This window comes from Streptomyces minutiscleroticus (genome assembly GCF_014650875.1).
GTDB lineage: Bacteria > Actinomycetota > Actinomycetes > Streptomycetales > Streptomycetaceae > Streptomyces > Streptomyces minutiscleroticus.
Window position 1 is genome coordinate 1 of record NZ_BMVU01000093.1, and the last position, 18,206, is coordinate 18,206.

General features: G+C 62.7%; 13 protein-coding genes and 1 pseudogene. 5 read left to right on the top strand and 9 right to left on the bottom strand.

The genetic code is table 11. The features are described 5' to 3' along the window. Nucleotides 1-486 precede the first annotated feature (486 nt). Nucleotides 487-1,086: an SMI1/KNR4 family protein gene (locus tag IE271_RS37785; protein ID WP_190194992.1), complete on the top strand. Its 600-nt coding sequence runs from the start codon at nt 487-489 to the stop codon at nt 1,084-1,086. Nucleotides 1,087-1,158: 72 nt separating this feature from the next. On the opposite strand, the gene IE271_RS37790 is transcribed toward IE271_RS37785, so the two are convergent. From IE271_RS37790 to IE271_RS37825, 8 genes and pseudogenes are all read right to left on the bottom strand, one after another. Further along, on the bottom strand, nt 1,159-5,607 hold the full coding sequence (locus IE271_RS37790; protein WP_190194993.1) for a golvesin C-terminal-like domain-containing protein: 4,449 nt from the start codon (nt 5,605-5,607) through the stop codon (nt 1,159-1,161). Nucleotides 5,608-5,847: 240 nt separating this feature from the next. After that, complete coding sequence (locus IE271_RS37795) at nt 5,848-7,065, bottom strand: ABC transporter permease (RefSeq protein ID WP_229919871.1); 1,218 nt, start codon at nt 7,063-7,065, stop codon at nt 5,848-5,850. Between the two features lie 35 nt (nt 7,066-7,100). Further along, the gene (locus tag IE271_RS37800) at nt 7,101-7,802 is read right to left on the bottom strand and encodes an ABC transporter ATP-binding protein (protein ID WP_190194994.1); all 702 of its coding nucleotides are present in this window, start codon (nt 7,800-7,802) and stop codon (nt 7,101-7,103) included. Next, nucleotides 7,802-8,938, bottom strand: coding sequence for a peptidoglycan-binding protein (locus tag IE271_RS37805; RefSeq protein WP_229919872.1), 1,137 nt, complete (start codon nt 8,936-8,938; stop codon nt 7,802-7,804). Before IE271_RS37805 ends, IE271_RS37800 begins: the two co-directional genes overlap by 1 nt. A 313-nt stretch (nt 8,939-9,251) precedes the next feature. Beyond that, nucleotides 9,252-9,953, bottom strand: coding sequence for a hypothetical protein (locus IE271_RS37810; protein WP_190194995.1), 702 nt, complete (start codon nt 9,951-9,953; stop codon nt 9,252-9,254). Between the two features lie 224 nt (nt 9,954-10,177). Continuing rightward, nucleotides 10,178-10,612, bottom strand: coding sequence for a hypothetical protein (locus tag IE271_RS37815; RefSeq protein ID WP_190194996.1), 435 nt, complete (start codon nt 10,610-10,612; stop codon nt 10,178-10,180). 78 nt (nt 10,613-10,690) lie between these two features. Further along, nucleotides 10,691-11,131: a hypothetical protein gene (locus tag IE271_RS37820; protein ID WP_190194997.1), complete on the bottom strand. Its 441-nt coding sequence runs from the start codon at nt 11,129-11,131 to the stop codon at nt 10,691-10,693. Nucleotides 11,132-11,586: 455 nt separating this feature from the next. Continuing rightward, nucleotides 11,587-11,874, bottom strand: a pseudogene (locus IE271_RS37825) (ISAzo13 family transposase); the annotation flags it as partial. A gap of 420 nt (nt 11,875-12,294) precedes the next feature. On the opposite strand from IE271_RS37825, the gene IE271_RS37830 reads away from it, so the two are divergent. The 3 genes from IE271_RS37830 to IE271_RS44420 all read left to right on the top strand — a co-directional run bounded on the left by IE271_RS37830 (nt 12,295) and on the right by IE271_RS44420 (nt 14,370). Continuing rightward, nucleotides 12,295-12,921, top strand: a complete 627-nt coding sequence (locus tag IE271_RS37830) for a transposase (protein WP_190194998.1) — start codon at nt 12,295-12,297, stop codon at nt 12,919-12,921. A gap of 41 nt (nt 12,922-12,962) precedes the next feature. Next, nucleotides 12,963-13,340 carry a hypothetical protein gene (locus IE271_RS37835; RefSeq protein ID WP_190194999.1) on the top strand — a complete coding sequence of 126 codons (378 nt, stop codon included), beginning with the start codon at nt 12,963-12,965 and terminating at the stop codon, nt 13,338-13,340. A gap of 844 nt (nt 13,341-14,184) precedes the next feature. Continuing rightward, the gene (locus tag IE271_RS44420; RefSeq protein ID WP_444546151.1) at nt 14,185-14,370 is read left to right on the top strand and encodes a helicase associated domain-containing protein; all 186 of its coding nucleotides are present in this window, start codon (nt 14,185-14,187) and stop codon (nt 14,368-14,370) included. Between the two features lie 484 nt (nt 14,371-14,854). Here IE271_RS44420 and IE271_RS37845 read toward each other — a convergent pair whose 3' ends face one another. Further along, nucleotides 14,855-16,855, bottom strand: a complete 2,001-nt coding sequence (locus tag IE271_RS37845) for a hypothetical protein (RefSeq protein WP_229919873.1) — start codon at nt 16,853-16,855, stop codon at nt 14,855-14,857. A gap of 302 nt (nt 16,856-17,157) precedes the next feature. On the opposite strand from IE271_RS37845, the gene IE271_RS37850 reads away from it, so the two are divergent. Continuing rightward, nucleotides 17,158-18,159 (top strand): competence protein CoiA family protein, encoded by a 1,002-nt coding sequence (locus tag IE271_RS37850; protein ID WP_190195000.1) that lies wholly within the window; start codon nt 17,158-17,160, stop codon nt 18,157-18,159. The last annotated feature ends 47 nt before the right edge of the window (nt 18,160-18,206 follow it).

Below are 18,206 nucleotides of genomic sequence, written 5' to 3' on the forward strand. Positions count from 1 at the left end.
TGAGACTTCGAACACCTCCCTCAACGGCACGGGTGCCTCGTGCGTTGCGCCTCCACCGCCGTCACCCCATCAGTGGCCACTCTGAAACAGCTCAGTGGCCACTCTGAAACAGCTCACTCACATGATCACCCGTTCCCGTGCCTGCACTGCGTTCCGCACAGCTACGGCTGAACCTTGACATCACGGCCCATCGCACACAGATGCCGCGACGTCGCTTCATGCAATGACCCTGGCCTCCTACCACCGGCCTACGACCGCCCCGACCTGCGGTCAACCCACGCAACCACCGAAATCAACGAACTACCGGTAAATCCTATGCATGCATTTTGGAACACTATGGGTGAAAGTTCAACAGATGGCACTGCTTGCTGGTAGGCCGATGTATGCAAAAATGATTACGAAGGTAGCACACCCAGCAACAATCATGCGCTCGTCCATCAGTACGGGCTTACACTTTCATTCCCCATCAGCACAAGGAGGTCGACGGTGTCCCAGAAAGTGCGTATCGAACGTGCATGGAGGCGCATTACTGAGTGGTTGGGCGAGAACGCGCCACGCCATGTCGAAGCAATAAATCCCGGCATCGATGAGGGATTGCTCGATATGGCCGAAGAGGAGATGGCAACGGCGATCCCCGACGAGCTTCGGGTATGGCTGCTATTGAACAACGGCAGTACCGCCAAGGACGTACTGGACGGACACGTTTATAAAACGCATCAGGATGCTTCTTTCCTACCCGGCAATCGAGTATTTTTCGATCTTTGCCAGATCATTCATACGTATCGAGATCTTCTCGTCCCCGGAACGGAATGGCAGCCCCGATGGATTCCGTTCGCTCAGGATTCTGATGCCTCCTATGGATACTTCCTCGACGCGGGCACAGACTCGGATCAGGCTCCGGTGATGTACTTCGCTGAAGCGTCACTTCCCAAATTCGCCTTCCCCTCTCTCGCCGACTTCCTTGAAGCAACGGCCGACGCCCTGGAGGCCAGGGCCGGGATTCGCGCAGCGGGCAACCGGGTCTTGTACGCACCTGCCGTGGAATCGGGGATACTGCGCTGGGAGTATGCGGGACTTGCCCCCTGAAGCAGTACAGGAAGGTAATACGGAAGGGCCCGGAAGCTTACATACGCTTCCGGGCCTCTCCCTGCGGCTAGGTCATCTGACGTCGCACACCTGAGCGTTCATTGCACAGTTGTCGAACCCTGGCAGGCCGAGCCAGTAGTCATCCCCGTCCCGCAACCGGTTTCGAGTGATGAAACCACCGAAGAACGACATGGACTGGCTGTTTTGGTTACCCGAGATGCTGGAGCGGCCGCACACCTCCCCGCCGATCGGCAGGTCATAGTTGTCGTCACTGTAGAGCGTCCAGTGATTACTACCCAGCTTGGGCGCATATGTCGACAGGCACTCTGTCGGGTCCGTTACCGGGTTTTTGCCATCCAGGTTTCCTGGCATACCCGCGCTCTGATAGCTGTTGGCAAAGGCGAATTCGTCGCAATTCGGCCTGTCTGTATTCGCCGATGCCAACTCCGGAGACAGGCCGGCTTCGGTGCGCCGGATGAAGGCAGGTGAATCCGGGCATATCCTTTTTCGGCTCTCTTCGCTAGTCCAGTCGTCGCGATTCATATAGGTGAGCGCCGTGCCTCCGTCCCTGCGGCCGAAGTGCTTATCGTTGCGCGTCTGGACGAGCCAGGCGTGCGCCGCAGCGGCGGGGAATTTTTTGGCGTTCATGACATAGGTCGGCTTGTAGTACTCAAGTACGCAGCCTGGCTTCGTGGTGACGACGCGGTCGCAGCGCAGCTGTGAGTACCGATCGGTGCTGACGGCAACAACATTCTTCGAGGGCGACCCAGCCACGTTGGCTCCGAGCTTCCAGCTCACACCGAGCAACTCCGAGGTACGGGTCTGTTTCCAGGACAGGATCGTCTGTACAGCGCCGACGTGGCGGTCGCCCGCGCCCCACTCCCAGGTTGATGGGGTGTTCCAGATGGGATTGCCTGCTGTACAGTCGAAGTCGCAGGTTTCCTCAAAGGTGATGGTGACCGGTGCCGTCGTCGCCACACCGGTGGCGGAGGTCGGAACGAGCTTCAGCTTGGTGTTGATACCGTTCTCGTCCTGATACGACTTGATCTCCGCCTGGACATCGAAGTCCATGGTGCCGATGATCGCCCCGTCCTGATTGCTGATGACAACCGGTATGTGATCCTTCAAGCATGCCTGGTAGCGGTTGATCCACTGCACATGGTTGTTGAAGGGCTTACTGTCGCACCATTCGACGAAGCTGCTGGTACCGGATGCCTGGAGGGCCGCTACCGAGGCCGCCGAGGTGCCTGAGGGACCTGCCGGTCCGGCGCCGTTGATCACACTCAGGCTGACATCCGCGGGCGTGCTGTCATCGGCGGGTTGATCAATGCTCAGGTTCGGGTCACCGAAGAGTACCTGCGGCAGTTTCGACTGGTCGCCGGGAACGAAGGCGACCGCGTCCCAGGCGATGTCTTTGTCACCGGTGCCGCCACTGTTGAAGTTGGACAGTCGCACCTCGGGGTGTCTGTCCTTGAAGCGGTAACCACCTAGTGAAACCCATTTGTTGGATTGGTTGGCGTCCTGGGAGATCGTCTTCTTCTTCGTGCCGAATGCGGTGACGATTTCGTAGGTTGCTTCGGCGGTCTGCGCCCCGTGGTCAGGGATGTGCACGAAGACCTCGGCGTCGCCGCCGCGGCCGGGGACCGTGGAGTTCAGCTTCCAGACGCCGGTGGCCTGCATGCGGTTGGCCGTGCCTGCCGTGGATTCTGGTTGCCGCGTGTGCGCGAAGTAGAAGTGGTTACCGTATCCTGCGCCGATCTGATGGGTGTCCGTCTTTCCGGGATATGTGCCGTTCCATATGCTGTAGTTGAGCGTGAACGTACCGTCCGAGGTAGATGCTCCGCAGCTGCGTGAGGACGAGCCGGCCGGGACGACACCCTTGTCGACGTCATCGACGATCAGGGCGTTGGACGGCAGGCCCGTGGAGCAGCGCGGCGGGTAGGAGTTGGCGTCGGGCTGCTCGGGGTAGGACGTGTTGAACCGGTGGACCTGGTTGCCGCACTGGGCGAAGGTCGTGCAATTCTTCCATTCCACCGACTTGTTCCACCAGCAGTGCAGCCAGTGGGGGTTGGTGTCGCCGTCGCCGGAGTCGAGGGTGCAGGCACCCTGGCCGGGGTCGTTGGAGTCACCATCTGTGATCTTGTCCGGGTCGCAGGAGTTGGCGGAAGTGCAGAACAGGTCGACCGGCGGCTTGGCGGTGGTGCGGTCGGCGTTGCTGTTCCACCATGCGGGGGTGAAACCCGCCGTGACGTTACCGGGACTGGCCAGGGCGGCGAGGGGACGCGCGGCCCAGCCGATGACCTTCTCCTCGTAGGGCCAGTCCTGCGGGTGCGCGGCGTCGGCGTAGTTGTCGCCGCCGGAGGCGTTCTCCAGGAACGGAAGCCGGTTGGCCTTCCACAGTGGGTTGCCGGGGTTGTTGGTCCAGCCCACGCCCCAGTGACCGGCCGAGTCCGCGTCGGACTGGGGGTAGAAGCCGGAGTTGTAGGCCCACAGGGCGAAGAACCAGTTCTCAATCCACTTCGGGTGGCCGTCGTTGACCTTCATGCCCGCCTTGCGGGTCTGGTTCCACTTGTCCGACAGGATCTGTGCGCCGTAGGCGATGTTGGCGGTGTAGTCCAGGGCGACGGCCTCCTGCTTGAGGGTGCTCATCGCCGTCTCGCCGGGCTTCTCCTTGCCGGCCAGGCGCATGCCGTCGGTGGCCTGGGTGATGCCATACCCGCAGTCCGCATCCGACCAGTCGATCGCCCACGGGTCCTGCTGCTGGCCGGAGGCGCTGTAGTCGACGCCGTAGTAATTGCCGATGAGGCTGTTGGAGGTGACTCCGGGGACGGCGAACCGAGCAGCCTGCCACATGTTGGATTCCTGGGCGGTGACGCCGAGGAAGATCTGCGCGGGGATGTGCCAGCGGTCGGTGACGTTGGGGTCCTCGTTGTCGAGGGTGCCGTTGGGGTCGCCCTCCAGGACGACGGGCGGGAACAGGCCTTGGGGCTGGTAGCCGCCCATGCCGGTGTTCTTCCAGTTCGGCGAGCGATAGAAGTTCAGCTCACCGACGACGGCCTGGTCCACCGCCCACTCGACCTGGCGCGGGGTGGGCTGGAAGGCCTGCTTCTTCACATCGTTGCGAGCGACGGCGCAGGTACGCTCGCTCGCGTCCTCGCTCGGATCCGAGGGCGAGACGGCCAGGAGCTGCGTGCGCGCCGTCTGCGCCGACAGCCCGGTGCCGCCGGAGGCGGCGGCTTCAGGAAGCTGCTCGGACGCCGGCTTCTTCGTGGGCTGTGGCAGCGCGGGCGAGGTCGTCCTTCCCTGCCGTTCGGCCTTCTTCCCGCCGATACGGTCCTTGCCGGGCAGGGCGTCCAGGGTGACGGTCTTCTTCGTGTCCAGCAGACGCAGGCTGATGCGCGCGGTGCGCTCGGTCAGCGCCTCCTCGGACCGGATACGGGTGTCCTTCCCGTCAGCCCAGGCCGTGGTGAGCGCGGCGCCGCCGTGGCTGGAGACGAGCGCGCCCTTGGTGATGCCGCCAGGGTTCTTCACCGTCTTGGGCAGTGCGCCCTCGGTGGTGGCCCTGCCGGTGATGTAGACGGTGCCGTCGGCCGAGGATGCGAGGTCCCAGTCCGTGAGGATGCCGGAGGCCACTGTGTCGGCCTTGACGTTGCTCTTGCGGAGCTGGCCGGCGCTCAGGTGCCGGGCATGGCTGGCGGACGTCTTCTTCGCGTCGGCGTTCCTGGCTCGGTCGATGTAGGTCAGGCCCCCGTCCGCGTCCACGGTGAGCTGGAACGGAACCGCCTTGGTACGGGTGATCTCCGTGAGCCTGCCCTTGGCTCCGGCGGACACCAGCCGGTTGCCGTGCGCGGCGACGACACCGTCCTCGGTCGGGACGGCCGAGGTAACCTGGCCCCGATAGGAGGCCGGTGCGCCGGCCTCACCCGTGGCAGCGTCCACGCTGATCAGACGGGTTCGCTGCTGAGTATCGCCTTCGTAGGAGAGCTGGGTGAACACAGCCTTCTCACCCGAGCCGCAACCGGGGCTGAAGTAGGCCAGCGACGCCTGGAAGGGAAGCTTGGTGACCTCGCCGGTGGTGAGGTCCACGGTGGCCGCGAACGCTCCCCGCGCCATCAGCTCGGGCTTGTTGGTGAAGGTGCGTGGAGCGTAGGCGACGGCCGCCCGCTTGCCGGACGCGGTCAGGCAGGCGTTGCCGATCCAGGTGTCGGTGTCGAAACCGGGCTCGGAAAGGGTGGCCGCGGTCCTCCAGGCATAGCCGTCGTCCTCGTCGGCGACGAGGAGGTGGAAGCCGGTGCCGTCACCGGAGGTGGTGAAGGCGGTGTCGGTGGACTTCTCGTAGTCGCGGCCGAGGAGATCGGCACGGTCTTCGGAGGCGACAACGCCCGGCTTGTCGACGTCCCTGACGTCTGGAGCCCGCCACTGAGCGGCGTTCTCCGGTGGGATCGGTTCGGCTGCCTGAGCAGGCATGGTCAGTGGTATCGCCAGCGCGGTGGCCAGCGTGACAATGACAGGCGCGAGCATCCGTCTCGCGCGTTTTACCCCTCGTGCTGTGGTATCGGCAGGTGCCGATACCACAGTCGTCGCATATCTGGATATCAACCGCTTCTCCCTGTAGAAGTTGCCGCGCAGGGCGGAACAGCCGGCTGGCCGCTGGCGCCCCGGGGGGTGTTTCGGGGCGCCAGCGGTCAGTCGGCTTCATAAACCGGAGCTCACGTTTATGGCCGATTAAATCGGTTGGGATTTTTGTGCACCCAAGCCAAATTATCGGCGCAGCGCCGCGATAGGCTGGATTCGACTTGCCCGCCATGCTGGATACAGACCGGCCAGTAGCCCTGTAGCCCAACCTAGAAGTGGTGCAGCGGCCACGATTTCTAGGTCTATGACTGGAGTCCAGTTCCGCGCCAATGCCACTGAAGCAATGGTGAGGATGGCGAATGTCGTACCGATTAGACCACCGAGAGCACCCAATATTCCAGATTCTACTAGAAATTGCGCCGCTATGTGGTGCCCACGTGCTCCCAGCGCTCGACGCAAACCGATCTCACCAGTACGTTCTAGAACTGCCACGAGTGTGGTGTTAGCTATTCCGACAGCACCCACGAACAGGCAGATGAACGCCAGGAGCATGAAGAGCTGGTCAAGATCACCGGTAACTTGGGTGCGCAAAGCTTTGGGGTCGGGTGGTGGGATAACTTTGTAGTGATCAGGATGAGCGGCGTCCAAGGCTATTGGAGCCTCCGCAGCGACCTGTGCGGCCGCACCCAGGCGTGTCGATATAATCATTTTCACATCGCTCGCGGGAGGACCCCACATCTCTTCGGCTGTGGAACGAGGAATAACCACAGAAAGCAGCAAGTCCGCCTTGCGCCTCACGTTATCGATGATGCCCACTACGCTGAACGCCTCGTCACCGATAAAAATAGCCGGCTGCGTTTCCAAGGTGGTGATGCCAAGGCGGGCCGCCATCCCAGTTCCGATGACCGCGACGCGCTGCGCGTCGTCGTCATGCCAAGTATTGAAAAGGCTGCCCTGGGTCAACAGCGGCTCGGCCGCCTCCAGCACGCCAGATGAAGCAGCGACCACGCGAATCTGAGTATCTGCTGCCAGGGAGTTGACCGGGGCGGAGTGAACGGCCAGGGTTTGATCCAATTGGACAGGCCAATATATACCGGCGTGCTCGACGCCGTTCAGACGCTTGACGCGTTGGTCCGCATCAACCGGAAACGGTGAGTCGACACCGCTTTCGTCTTGTGGGGCGCTCTCGACTGTCACCTCCGTCGCACTGAGCACATTGAAGCGCTCATTTATCTGCGTGGAAGCCGTGGCGGTTAGCCCTAGTACCGCTACAAATGTACCAACACCGAGCACTGTTCCTACGGACGTCAGTGCAGAGCGTGCCGGTCGCTGCAGCATGCCTGCTAAAGATTCGGACAGCAGGTCCCGCCAGTGAAGCTGCGAAGGCTCGACCGATGTGGACAAAGCTCCACGCCGTGCCCGCAGACGGCTCAGCCGCTTCACGCCGGAACCTGCTCGGCAAGCACTCCATCGCGCATAGCCAAAACCCGTTCACCGTGACCCGCCACCGTCGCGTCGTGGGTGATAACCACGACGGTCATGCCGCTGCTGTGCAACTGATCGAGAAGGTTTAGGACCGATGCAGCGGTGACGGTGTCCAGGTTTCCTGTCGGTTCGTCGCACAGCAACAGTGACGGACGGCCTGCGGCTGCCCTAGCGATGGCCACTCGCTGACGCTCGCCTCCAGACAGGGTCGTTGGCGATGCGTTGAGGCGATGCTCCAGCCCGACGCGCACAAGAGCCTCCCTCGCAACTTCTCGCCTGCTGCGGCGTGATGTCCCGTTGTAAAGCAGCGCAAGTTCGACATTCTCCCATGCCGTGCGATGAGGCAACAAATGGAATGCCTGGAATACGAATCCTATACGGCGGCCTCGAAGGGCGGTGCGCTCCGCTTCACCGAGAGATGCTGTATCCAACCCGTCCAAGAGGTAATTGCCTTCCGTCGGAATATCCAGCAGTCCAAGAATGTTCAAGAGGGAGGACTTTCCGGCTCCAGACGGTCCGATCACGGTAATGAACTCACCCGGCCACACAGTCAGGTCACACGGCAAGAGGGCTGTTACCGGAGGCGGTCCCGGGTAGGTCAAGCCCGCATGCCTCAACTCGATCACTGGTACTCGGACCGCTGCGGGACCGGGCATCACTGGGTGCCTGCTGTGGCGGCTTCGCTCTTAACCCCAACGACGACCTTTTCACCCGGCGACAGGTGCCCCCCGGCGCTCGGACGGACTTCGACGTATCCGTCCCCAGTTGTACCAGTTATGACGAGAACGCGATGGCGTTCACCACCACCGGTAATTACCGTCACTGAGGTTTGGCCGTCCGCCCCGGCGGAGATCGCTGAAACGGGAACTATCAGCACTTTCATTTTAGTCGTTGCGGCCTGGACCGTAAGGCGCACGTCTTGTCCCACAAGACCTGCTTTGAGAGCACTATTGGGTTTCACTGTGAGCAGGTAGCCCTGTGCACTGTCAGTTGCGCCGCTTTCCGCCTTCACCGCAGACTCACCGTCATCCGTCGACTGAGGCTGAGTCATCGTGTCAGCAACGGATACAACTGTTCCCTGCGCTTCCTCACCCGACGTCTCTGAAAGAATCTCGACCTTTTGCCCGTTTCTGATCAGATTCTTTTGGTATTTCTGCAGGTAACCACGAACCTCCAGTTCGCCTGACGACACCGTGAGAATTCCTCCGGAAGCCTGTTCACCGAGACGGGAGGTCACACCGTCGATTCTCCCTGGGAACCGTGACAGAAAAACAACCTCTGAAACCGGTAGTATCGGCCCCGTCTTTGCCTTGGCTTCCGCCAAGCGTGTAAGCGCTTTATCCAGATCCTGCTGCGCGCGCTGTACCCGTCTGTGCTGCAAGCGGCTCGTCTTGGGGTCCGTTACTGCTCGTGCGTCTTCAAGGGCACGCTTGGCGGAGGTTACTTCCTCTTCCGCACCTCTTAAGAGGGTTGCGTCGTCTGACTGCGCCGGCAGAGGGTCATAGCCAACGCTCTCATACAGAGCTGACAGCGCGGCCTTTGTTTGTACGCCAAAGTAACCTACAGGATCGCTTGCTGTGCTGTGCCCGAGTTCGGTCAGGGCCTTCTGGAGCTGTGTGACGTCATCACCTTTAGTGCCCGGCTTGAGATCCCTGTACACTGGGAGGTCGCCCTTGAGTGCGATAACTGGTCGCCCGGAAATCTCTACCAGTACCTGTCCCGCGTGAATTTTGGCACCAGTTGCAAGAGGCAACTTAGTTACTATGGCAGCAGATGTCTCTGCGTCGCTCACGGCCGGAGCGATCTCAACGTGCTGGGCCGCGGTTACGCTGCCACGCAAGATCACCGAGTCGGTTAGCACGCGGTGCTCGACTTCAGCAGTTAGCACACTGGGGGGCGGAGGAGATGACTCCGCTGCTGCTTGAGCCGGCGACTTGATCAGCTGAGCAACTGTCATACCCGTAGCAGCGAGCACTACAGCGCTGGCGGCCACACCGCCAACCCATCGGCGCCTACGGCTGAGCGTCGTGAGCGTCTGCGCCTCAGCACCCGTCGGCATTCTTCTCTCCCCATATTTCTGTCAGGCTGGTAGAGTACCGAAATCACTATTCCGTCTTGCCTGCTAGGGCGTCATTAGCGATCGAAATTTCGTGACGAAGGTTCTCTTTTATTTCCTTCAACTCCTCCGCGTTCTGTTCGATGGCGACGCTCTGGTAACCCATTTCGACAGACGACCACACGCCTACTACGTTATGCCTTTTCTTGCATCGGACGTCAGCTATGGCCATATTTATCTCGCGCTCATCGGGCGTCGGCGACTCAAATGTTTGGGCATCTTCGAGGACTGCGACAGGAGACTCGTACGAGTAACCGCTGTCGTTCATGCATACAGACCACTTTTTGAATGCTGATTGCACTCGGCTGTCGTCCTGCGCTTTGGCACTTGAGGAAAAAATGAGCTCATCCGCCAAGCGGACATTATCGACCTTATGAGGACCCGAAAGAATCGTCATGCTAGATTCTGCAGCGCATCCCCCCTTTGGAACTTTCTTCCCCGCAAAAGCCGAGATTTTCCCATTGAGCACTGCCTGTTCATCCGGTGTGCGAGCCGGCTTGCCTGAAGTTCCCGAGGGCCTTCTTTCCGGGTTGTGATATCCGTACACGCTCGCTTCGCGCTCGTCCGTGATCCCGTAAAGTCGGCTTCGCGATTGTCCAGGTGGCGTTTCAACTGGCGTGGCCTTGTACTGAAGCCCGTACCGAGCCATACACTTGGCAGTCAAAGCATCGATAGCCTGCTCCAGCACCATGTCTTCCTCGGAAGAGAGCCGATATGCATCAAGAGGAAAAGACAGGTCAGTGGTGTGAGTGCGTACAACTATGCGAACGTCAGGTTCAGTGGTGTTATCGGTCTCTCCGACCTCTCCGCATGCAGTGCTACCGAACAGCGTGATGACAGAACAAATAGCTAGACCTGCACCATAACGGAATTTTCTCCGCATTCCCTACTCGCAATCTTAGGCTCTAAGATGGTTTAATCGACGGGACCCTTGGCCGCGTCCGGATGCTGAGAGAACCAGACTTTCAATTGACTGCGAGCATTCAGAATGGGCTCTTTCATGGTGTCAATGTCGGTGCTGCCGGGCGAGGGAGTAGATATGTCATCGATTATCTCGATCGGCTGCGCGAATTCTTTTTCACTGGCTGTCTCCATCGATGCCTTAAGACTGTCTAGCTGCTGCACAAGATTGGTCAGATAATCTTCACAACTCCCTTCTCCGCAACCTGAATACTCCGTTGCTTGTACACGAGCCCAGGCGGCTGCCACTGACTTACCCGCGCTCTGACTGCTGATGTCCGATGCCTTGGAACTACCGTCAGCGGAACTGCATGATGACAGAGCCAGGGACACCAAAAAAACGCCGAGAGAAATAAATGAACGCTTCGAGAAGCCTTCACCTTGGACCATGTGAAACTCCAGAATATTCTGTTACGCCAGATTTCCCATGCGGGCCTCAGTCGATACTGAGGCCCGCAGTTATAAGATCTAGTAAAACTCGTGAGAACTAAACTGGTTCTTCCGAGTATCAGGAAGAGTGCTCCAATCGCTGTACCCCTCTCGCGCTCCCCACGAGTCCACAGTACCGAAGCTCCAGATTTTGAAGCTCCAACCCGTGTAGTCGAAGTATTGATACTCAAGGACATCGTAATCACCTTCTCTGTTTTTGGCTGAGGCGATGTTATTATTGATGTCGCCACCCTCGCCAGTGAAGTAGTAGTTCTGGTACTGTCGAATGCCGCCGTAGAAATATTTAATACCGTCTGCGTAGTACGAGCTCCAATAAAGGCAGATAGAGTCTCCAGGGCAACTGGGCAGGGCGGTTGTTGCCGCAGAGGCGCTTCCGGCGGCCCCACTGAGCATGGCTGTTGCACTAAGAAGAATCGCTGCCGAGATAGCACCGATCTTATTTTTCTTGATAATTTTCACGATCGTCCCCTCCTGAAGCTTGCGCTTGCTGCAAATGAATGGGCACCCGGGTTCATTCTTGCCATACATGCAGACGAAAGGCTAACCGCATGCAAAGCCTTGCCCTTCAGGCGTAGCTACGGAAGGGCGTTGGTAAACCGGTCGGCTCGCAACGCATAGGTAATGAATCGCTGCAATCTTTGGTCAGTTAATTTCGCGCGAAAATATCGCAATTTAAAAAATGCGGTATGAAATCGATGCGATATACCTATTGCTCGCCATCCCCCGGATTGCACTGAGCGTTCCGCATGAGGATACCTAATGATGCGCACATGGCAACACTAAGAAAACCGACAAAGGTACTATACCGTCATGCGTAGGGCAGGTTTTCTTGCGCTCCGTTCCCGGGCCGTCGCCCAGAGTCTTCGGGGAGTCCAGGGAGCTGTCGAAAAATAACTCCTTGATTCGGGCGCGGGTCATGAGCTGGCAAGGTCGTGACCGGCGATCGAGGCAAGTTGTTGTGCCGTGGTCACGGTGAGGGCGCCGGTGGGGGCGGTGTGACCCAGTGCGGTGAGTACCGGGGCCGCGTCCCGGACGGTCGCGCCGATCCGGTTCTTGCTCAGACCGGTCGCCTCGGCGAGTGCGGCGTTCGTCATGGACCAGCGTTTCTTGAGGAGGAAGACGACGATTTGGTCAGCGGCGGACAGTCGTCTGCCGCTGGCTCCGGGGCCACCGTCGGGATGTTTCCCGGGGAGAAGGATCGGCAGGGCTTGGTCAAGTTCCGGAGTCGTGCGGCTGGGCCGGGCTGTGACCGGTTGGGGTGCATAGCAGAGCAGGTACGGGCTTCGCGACCATTGGGGTGTCTAAGCTCAACGATCATGAGGTGGCTCGTGCCTGCCGCTGTATCCTCCCCTATCCCCGCAGTGCTGGTGAAGCTGGGTCCGCTGGGCGGCGGCCGGATCGCTGACCTGCGCCCCTACCTGGACCTGGTGCCCGACCCGCGTGCGCGGCGAGGCCGTTGGTACTCGCTGACCGCCATTGGCTCTGAACGGATTCTCTGGCCCCGGTGGAACGAGTTCGGTGGCCCCAGGGGCTTGATCGGGAAGTGTGTGTTCGTCAGAAGTGGCCCCAGGGGCGGTCTTGCGGTGGGAGCATCGTTGTGCTCCGACAGTCAGGGGGCCCGGATGGACGGCCCGAGAACCAAGGTTGAGCTCTTCGCGGCGATCCGCCGGGATGCGCGTGTGGAGAAGCTGTCGATCCGCGAACTCTCTCGCCGCTACGGGGTGCACCGGCGACTGGTCCGCGAGGCTCTGACGTCGCCGTGGCCGACTGCGCGTAAGCCGATGCCGCCACGCGCGTCGGTTCTGGACCCGTACAAGCATCTGATCGACTCGATCCTGCGCGCCGACCTGGACGCTCCGCGGAAGCAGCGGCACACCGCCAAGCGGGTCTTCGACCGGCTGGTGGACGAGCACGGCATGGAGGACGTCTCCTACGGCCGGGTACGGGACTACATCAGGCGCCGCAAGCCTGAGATATGGGTTGAGGAGGGCCGCGGCCCGCCCGCGGTGTTCATTCCGCAGACCCACCGGCCCGGTGAGGAGGCCGAGGTCGACTTCGGCGACGTCTGCATCACCCTCAACGGCGTGCGCACCCTGTGCTACCTGTTCGTCTTCCGGCTGTCCTTCTCCGGAAGGCCGTCCACCGCATCTTCCTCTCGCAGGGGCAGGAAGCCTTCTTCGAAGGCCACCTCCACGCCTTTGAAGTGCTGGGAGGAGTACCTCGTGGGAAAGTTCGCTACGACAACCTGACCTCCGCAGTCGCCCGGGTCCTCGGCTTCACCCGCGCCCGCGTGGAGACCGACCGCTGGACAGCCTTCCGTTCCTGGGCCGGCCTGGAGGTCTTCTACTGCGCGCCGGGCATCGACGGCGCCCACGAGAAGGGCGGTGTCGAAGGTGAGGTCGGCCGGTTCCGCCGCAACCACCTGGTCCCCGTCCCCGACGTCACCAGCCTGGCCGAGCTCAACGCCCAGATCGACGTGTGGGACCGGCAGGACGACCAGCGCCGGATCGGCGAGCGCCCTCGCACCGTCGGTGAGTACTTCGCCATCGAGAAGTCCCTGCTGCAGCCGCTGCCCGAGGATCACTTCGAGACCGGCTGTCGGCGTACGGCCTGTAGTGGCCCTGGCAAGATTTTCGTAGCCCGAGATCACCACCGGGATGCGGCCTGAGCGGAACGTCGTCAATGACGCCTGCAACTTGCCCTCGTCGCGCAGTCGTTGATGGATGGTGGTGACCGTCGTGGTCGTCAGCAGTTCCTTGACGTAGTCGCGGTGCGGCTCGATTTCATCCCACCTGACCTGGTTCAGCCTCCGACTCGTGAGCTCCGGGAACCAGCTCTTGAGCAGCTTGGCCCAATCCCTCTCACTCATGGGCGGCCCGCCCGGGGTGATCCCCGCCTTCTCCGCCGGCGCCAGGTACTTCCTGATCGTCTTGCGGTCCACCCCCAGCGAAGCGGACACCTGGCTCTTGGACCGGCCTGCGTACCAGTGCACGTAAATCTCAACGATGTCGACCACGGTGAACGTTCTCCTTGCCATCCGGTGCGTCCGTCGGCCTCTCGGCTCGCGGATCGAGGCCCCGCGACGCTCCGAGAGGTCAGGATCCTCAACCCGGGCACCGGCATGCCCATGGGGACCCCGACCGATCCGCAAGGAATAGCCAGAAGGTGATCAAACCACCCGAAACAGGGAACATGACGTCACTTCGAGCGTGATCGGCGACACCATCGGTGGTCGGCGCCCCGGTGGGGAACCGTGACCGCGCGGCTGGGGAATTACGTGGCGCTGATCATGCAGAACGTGGGGAATTACGTGACCGCCGACAGGCTCCAGCAGCAGAAGCAGCCAGCCACGTGGGCCCGGCTCCTGCCCGAGCAGCAGGAGCGACTGTCCGTGTTGGGCATCAAGCCGCTTGAGGAGCCGTCTGCCGCCCCGGCGGCCAGGCGCGCGAGGAAGGGGTCCGAGCAAGACGCAAGAAGCGTTCCAGCGGGGCCTTGCGGCCCTCGCGCAGTGGGTGGAGCGGGAGGGCGCCGACCGGCCGGTGCCGCGCGGCCACACCGAGGAGATCACCCTCGACGGCGAAGACGAGCCGGTGACCGTCAAACTGGGCGTATGGATCTCGAACACGAAATCCAGGAGGGACCGGCTGGACGCCGACCAGCTCGCCGCCCTCCGGGAACTCGGCATGAAGTGGGCGTGAGGGCGCGGCTACCGCCTAATCCGCGTCCACCGGACCACGGGCGGCAACTCTGTGCCGCCCGTGCCAACGTCGATAAGGCCGCGCTACGACCTGCGCCAACGGCGGTTTTGCCGGGGCAGGCCAAGCCGGGCCTGGATGGTGCGCTCGAGCCAGTCGACAAACTCGTCAGGCGTGTCCGGCTGGAGGGGCAACACCCAGCACCTCGCCCACTCCTCATACTTCGAACGGGCGCTGGCCGTGTGCTGCCGCAGCCGAGAGACAGCTGCCCCCCGACGCGGAAGTCGGGTCGGTCGGGTCCGGCCGGCGTAGCAGGCCATGCCGTCGGCGTTGACGACGATGTACACGGCCCGCTCCTCCCGGCCGCTGTCCTCATCGATACCGAGGGGACAACACCTGAACTCCTCGAGCCAGGGCCGAGCCAGGTGTGCGAGCGCCGCGTACCGGTCCGGCGTCATGGTGACGACGCCGGACCACACGGGAGCCGTCACCGGTTGCGCGGCTTGCGCTCGGAGATGAGGCGCAGATCGTCGGCGATGTCGTCGATCTGGTTGAACGACGCCTCGACCTCGACCCACGCGAGCTTGTCCGTGGTGCCGTTCTTCTCGCGCAGCTCGAACAGGTCACGCAGGCGGTCGACGGCGGTGCTGAGCTGCTCCTGGAACACCGTCAGCTTGTCGGCCTCCTGCTCCGCCGGGGTCTTCTTCTCCTTGCCTGGGGCCTTGGCCTTCCAGCCGTGCCGGACGGCGCTGCGGAGCATCGCGTTGTAGGTGGAGCCCCGCCAGTCGGTCTTCTGCTCGACGAGTTCCTGCTTCTCCGTGTCCCACCAGCGCAGGGGCAGGCCCGCGCGTACGCGTTTGATCGCGTCCGCGAGAATCAGGCGTCCTTCCCTCTGGGCGAGCAATCCCTTGGTGATCAGACCGACGCTCGTGCGGGCGATGGTGGTCCCGGCGTCCGCCTCGGCCGAGCCGGCGGCCGCGAGGAGGTGGCCGCTCATCACCAGGGAAATCATGCCGAGTGCGCCGAGCAGCAGCGTGGCCTGGGTTTCTCCCGTGTCCGCGCGGCCGAGGAGTTCGTCGACCTTCGTGTCTGTGTCGATGTTCTCGACGACCCAGGAGTTGTCGACGAGGTCCTGCCACAGGCAGATCGTCTCCAGGGCAGTCCGCGGCGAGTTCGTGGGCATGCTCGCGGAGTAGGAGCGCAGCCCCAGCTCGACGATCGGCCCGTTACGGCGGCTGAGCACGAGGTTGCCCTCGGTTTGCAGCTTGCTGCGCACCAGCGCGTTGAACCTCGGGCTCTTGTAGGTCAGATGCTGCATAACGAGGGCAAACCGCAGGTCGGGAAGCTCGGGGTTAAAGCCGAGTCCCTCCATCGAGGCGGCGACGTCCCCACGGCCGATCAGGGCGTCACGGGTGGGCCGGGCCTGCGCTTCGGGGCCCAGGAGCCCCTCGTCGTACAGCCCGTTGATGATCTCCTCCGCCTTCACGGCGTTCTTCGCGCCGTCGGCAAACACCTTGCCGCCGGTGTTCATGCGCAGCAGCAGGGAGCGGACGCCGGCGGGGAAGCGCTGCATTCCACGCTGAGCGTTGTCGTCGCGGTAACCCACGATGACTGTGACGGGGATGGTCAGGGCGTTGAGGGCCATGGCCCACTTGTTGCGGTCCCTGATGTCGGCCGAGGAGCCGGTGCGCGGCGCCTTGAGACGGCTGTACGCGGCCTTGATCACCTTCCGGACTAGCTCGCGACGGCGCTCGAGAGACATCCGCATCAGGTGCGAGGGCCGCAGCACCACACGCTTCTTGCTCGCGTCCCCGATCAGGGAGTCGTCCACCCATCCGCGCGGCACGGGCGGGATGCGGTGGTAGCAGAAGGCGAGGCGGCAGTTACCGTCGACGGCGGTGAGGTCGTCAGCGGGCTCGCCGGTCTCGGACTTGAAGGTCACCGGCACCAGCATCAGCGGGCGCTCAACGAGCCGCTCCCCCACTTCCTGAGGGTTGTCGGTCAGTACGCGCTTCGCGGACCGATCGACGGACTCCTCGATGTCCTTGTAGGCGTCGGGGTGGATCAGGACAGCATGCTCGGTGTGGGGCCTGGGCATGGCCAGGGCTTTGCGTACGTCGGCGGCGTGCGGATCGGCCGCGTAGGAGACTTCGGCCAGCAGACGGTCGTTCTCGATCGCGAGCGAGACCATGGGAGAGTAGGCCCGGTAGGAGATAACCATCAGCCAGCCGGTCTCCACCCGGTGCCGCTCGACGCGAATGCCCTCGAGGTCCTGGGGCTCGACGGCACCCTGGACGAGGCGGCGGATTGCCTCATCGGAGAGGTGGACGTCGGGGTGGTTCTGCAGGTACTCCTCCGCGTTCGTCGTCGCGCTCGGCGGAGGAAGCCGATGTTCGAAGTCGCCGTCGACGTTGCGGAAGTCGGTAACGGGGATGACCTGGATCTCGTTGTCAGCCGACTCGAACTCCGGCATGGAGGTGTCGCTCACGCGACCGCCCTTCTGGGTACGGCCGCACACAAAAGGATGGCGCGGCCTGCGGAAGTACGCGAGGCAGCACCATTCGGAGGAGCTACGCACCCTCGTCGCCGTCGGAGGACCGCAGTCCCACGGGGCGTACTCGGCGTCAGTGTGTAAGCCGTCGGCAATCCGGTTGCCCACCCCAGGGATGGCGGGTGAGGAGACGCGGGTCGTGCGCACGCGGACCGCAGTCCTATGCGCAGGCGTCCGGCCGCTGCATCAACGGCGTCAACTAACCAGGATAGTACTGGCGCTTGTCACGCGGTACCGGAATGCGAGAACAGGGAGGGGCGGCCCCGCAGGACCTTGACCGGCCGGAGTCGTGTGAGCTGCTGAACGAGTCGTGGGAGCACCACATGCTCAAGCTGGAGGTGGCGGGTGCGATCCGGACGGCCGGGTGGTCCGCGACGTTAGAAGTGCCGGCGGAGGACGGGTCGTGGCGGGCGGACGTCATGGCCTCGTCCACGGACGAGAGCCGGCGCATGGCCTGGGAGGCGCAGTTGTCGCCGATCACTGTGGACGACATCGCCGCCCGCACTGACCGGTACGCCAAGGAAGGTATCCGAGTGTGCTGGGTGCACCCGGGCGCGCGGCCGCCGCAGTGGATCACCGCGGTGCCGGCCGTCCGGGTCAGGGCTCCGCAGGAGCGGAATGAGCCGTGGGTGGTGGACGACGGCCTCGCCGGGTTCGTGTACCGAAGCGGGCGATGGAAGTTCCAGGAAGAGCCCTTGGAGCGGTTCGTGCGGTGGGCGCTGGAGGAACAGCTCGTTTCCGCTGAGGTGCTGCCCCGGTACCGGCGGGTGTATCTGGTGGTCGACGGTGAGCAGCGGCGGTTCCGCCGGGATCGGTGGTGGACGTCGCAGAAGTCGATCGCTGACCAGGGCAGGCACGAGGTGATGCGGCAGCGGCAGGATGCCGCGCGGGCGCAGCGGGAGGCGCGGCAGAAGGAGCAGGAGGAGGCTGCGGAGCGGCGCCGCCGGGAGGTGGAGGAGCAGGAGCGGGCGCGGAAGGCCGAGGAGGCTGAGCGTCGACGGCTGGAGCGAGAAGAGGAGGCGCGTCTGCGCCTTGAGGAGGCGCGGCGGCGGTGGGCGGAGGAAGCTGAGCGCCGGGAGCGGGAGAGGGCGGAGCGCGAGGCGCGTCTGGCCCGGGAACAGGCCAAGCGTGAGGAGCAGGAGCGCCAGGACCTGGAGACGGCGCGGGCGTGGTGGGGCCGGCTGTCGCCGCAGCAGCAGACCGAGCTGTTTAGAGGTCATCTCATTTGGCCTTGGCGGTAGCCTGAGTCCGTGTTGATGGTTGAGCGTCTGGTCCCGGACGGGGGTGG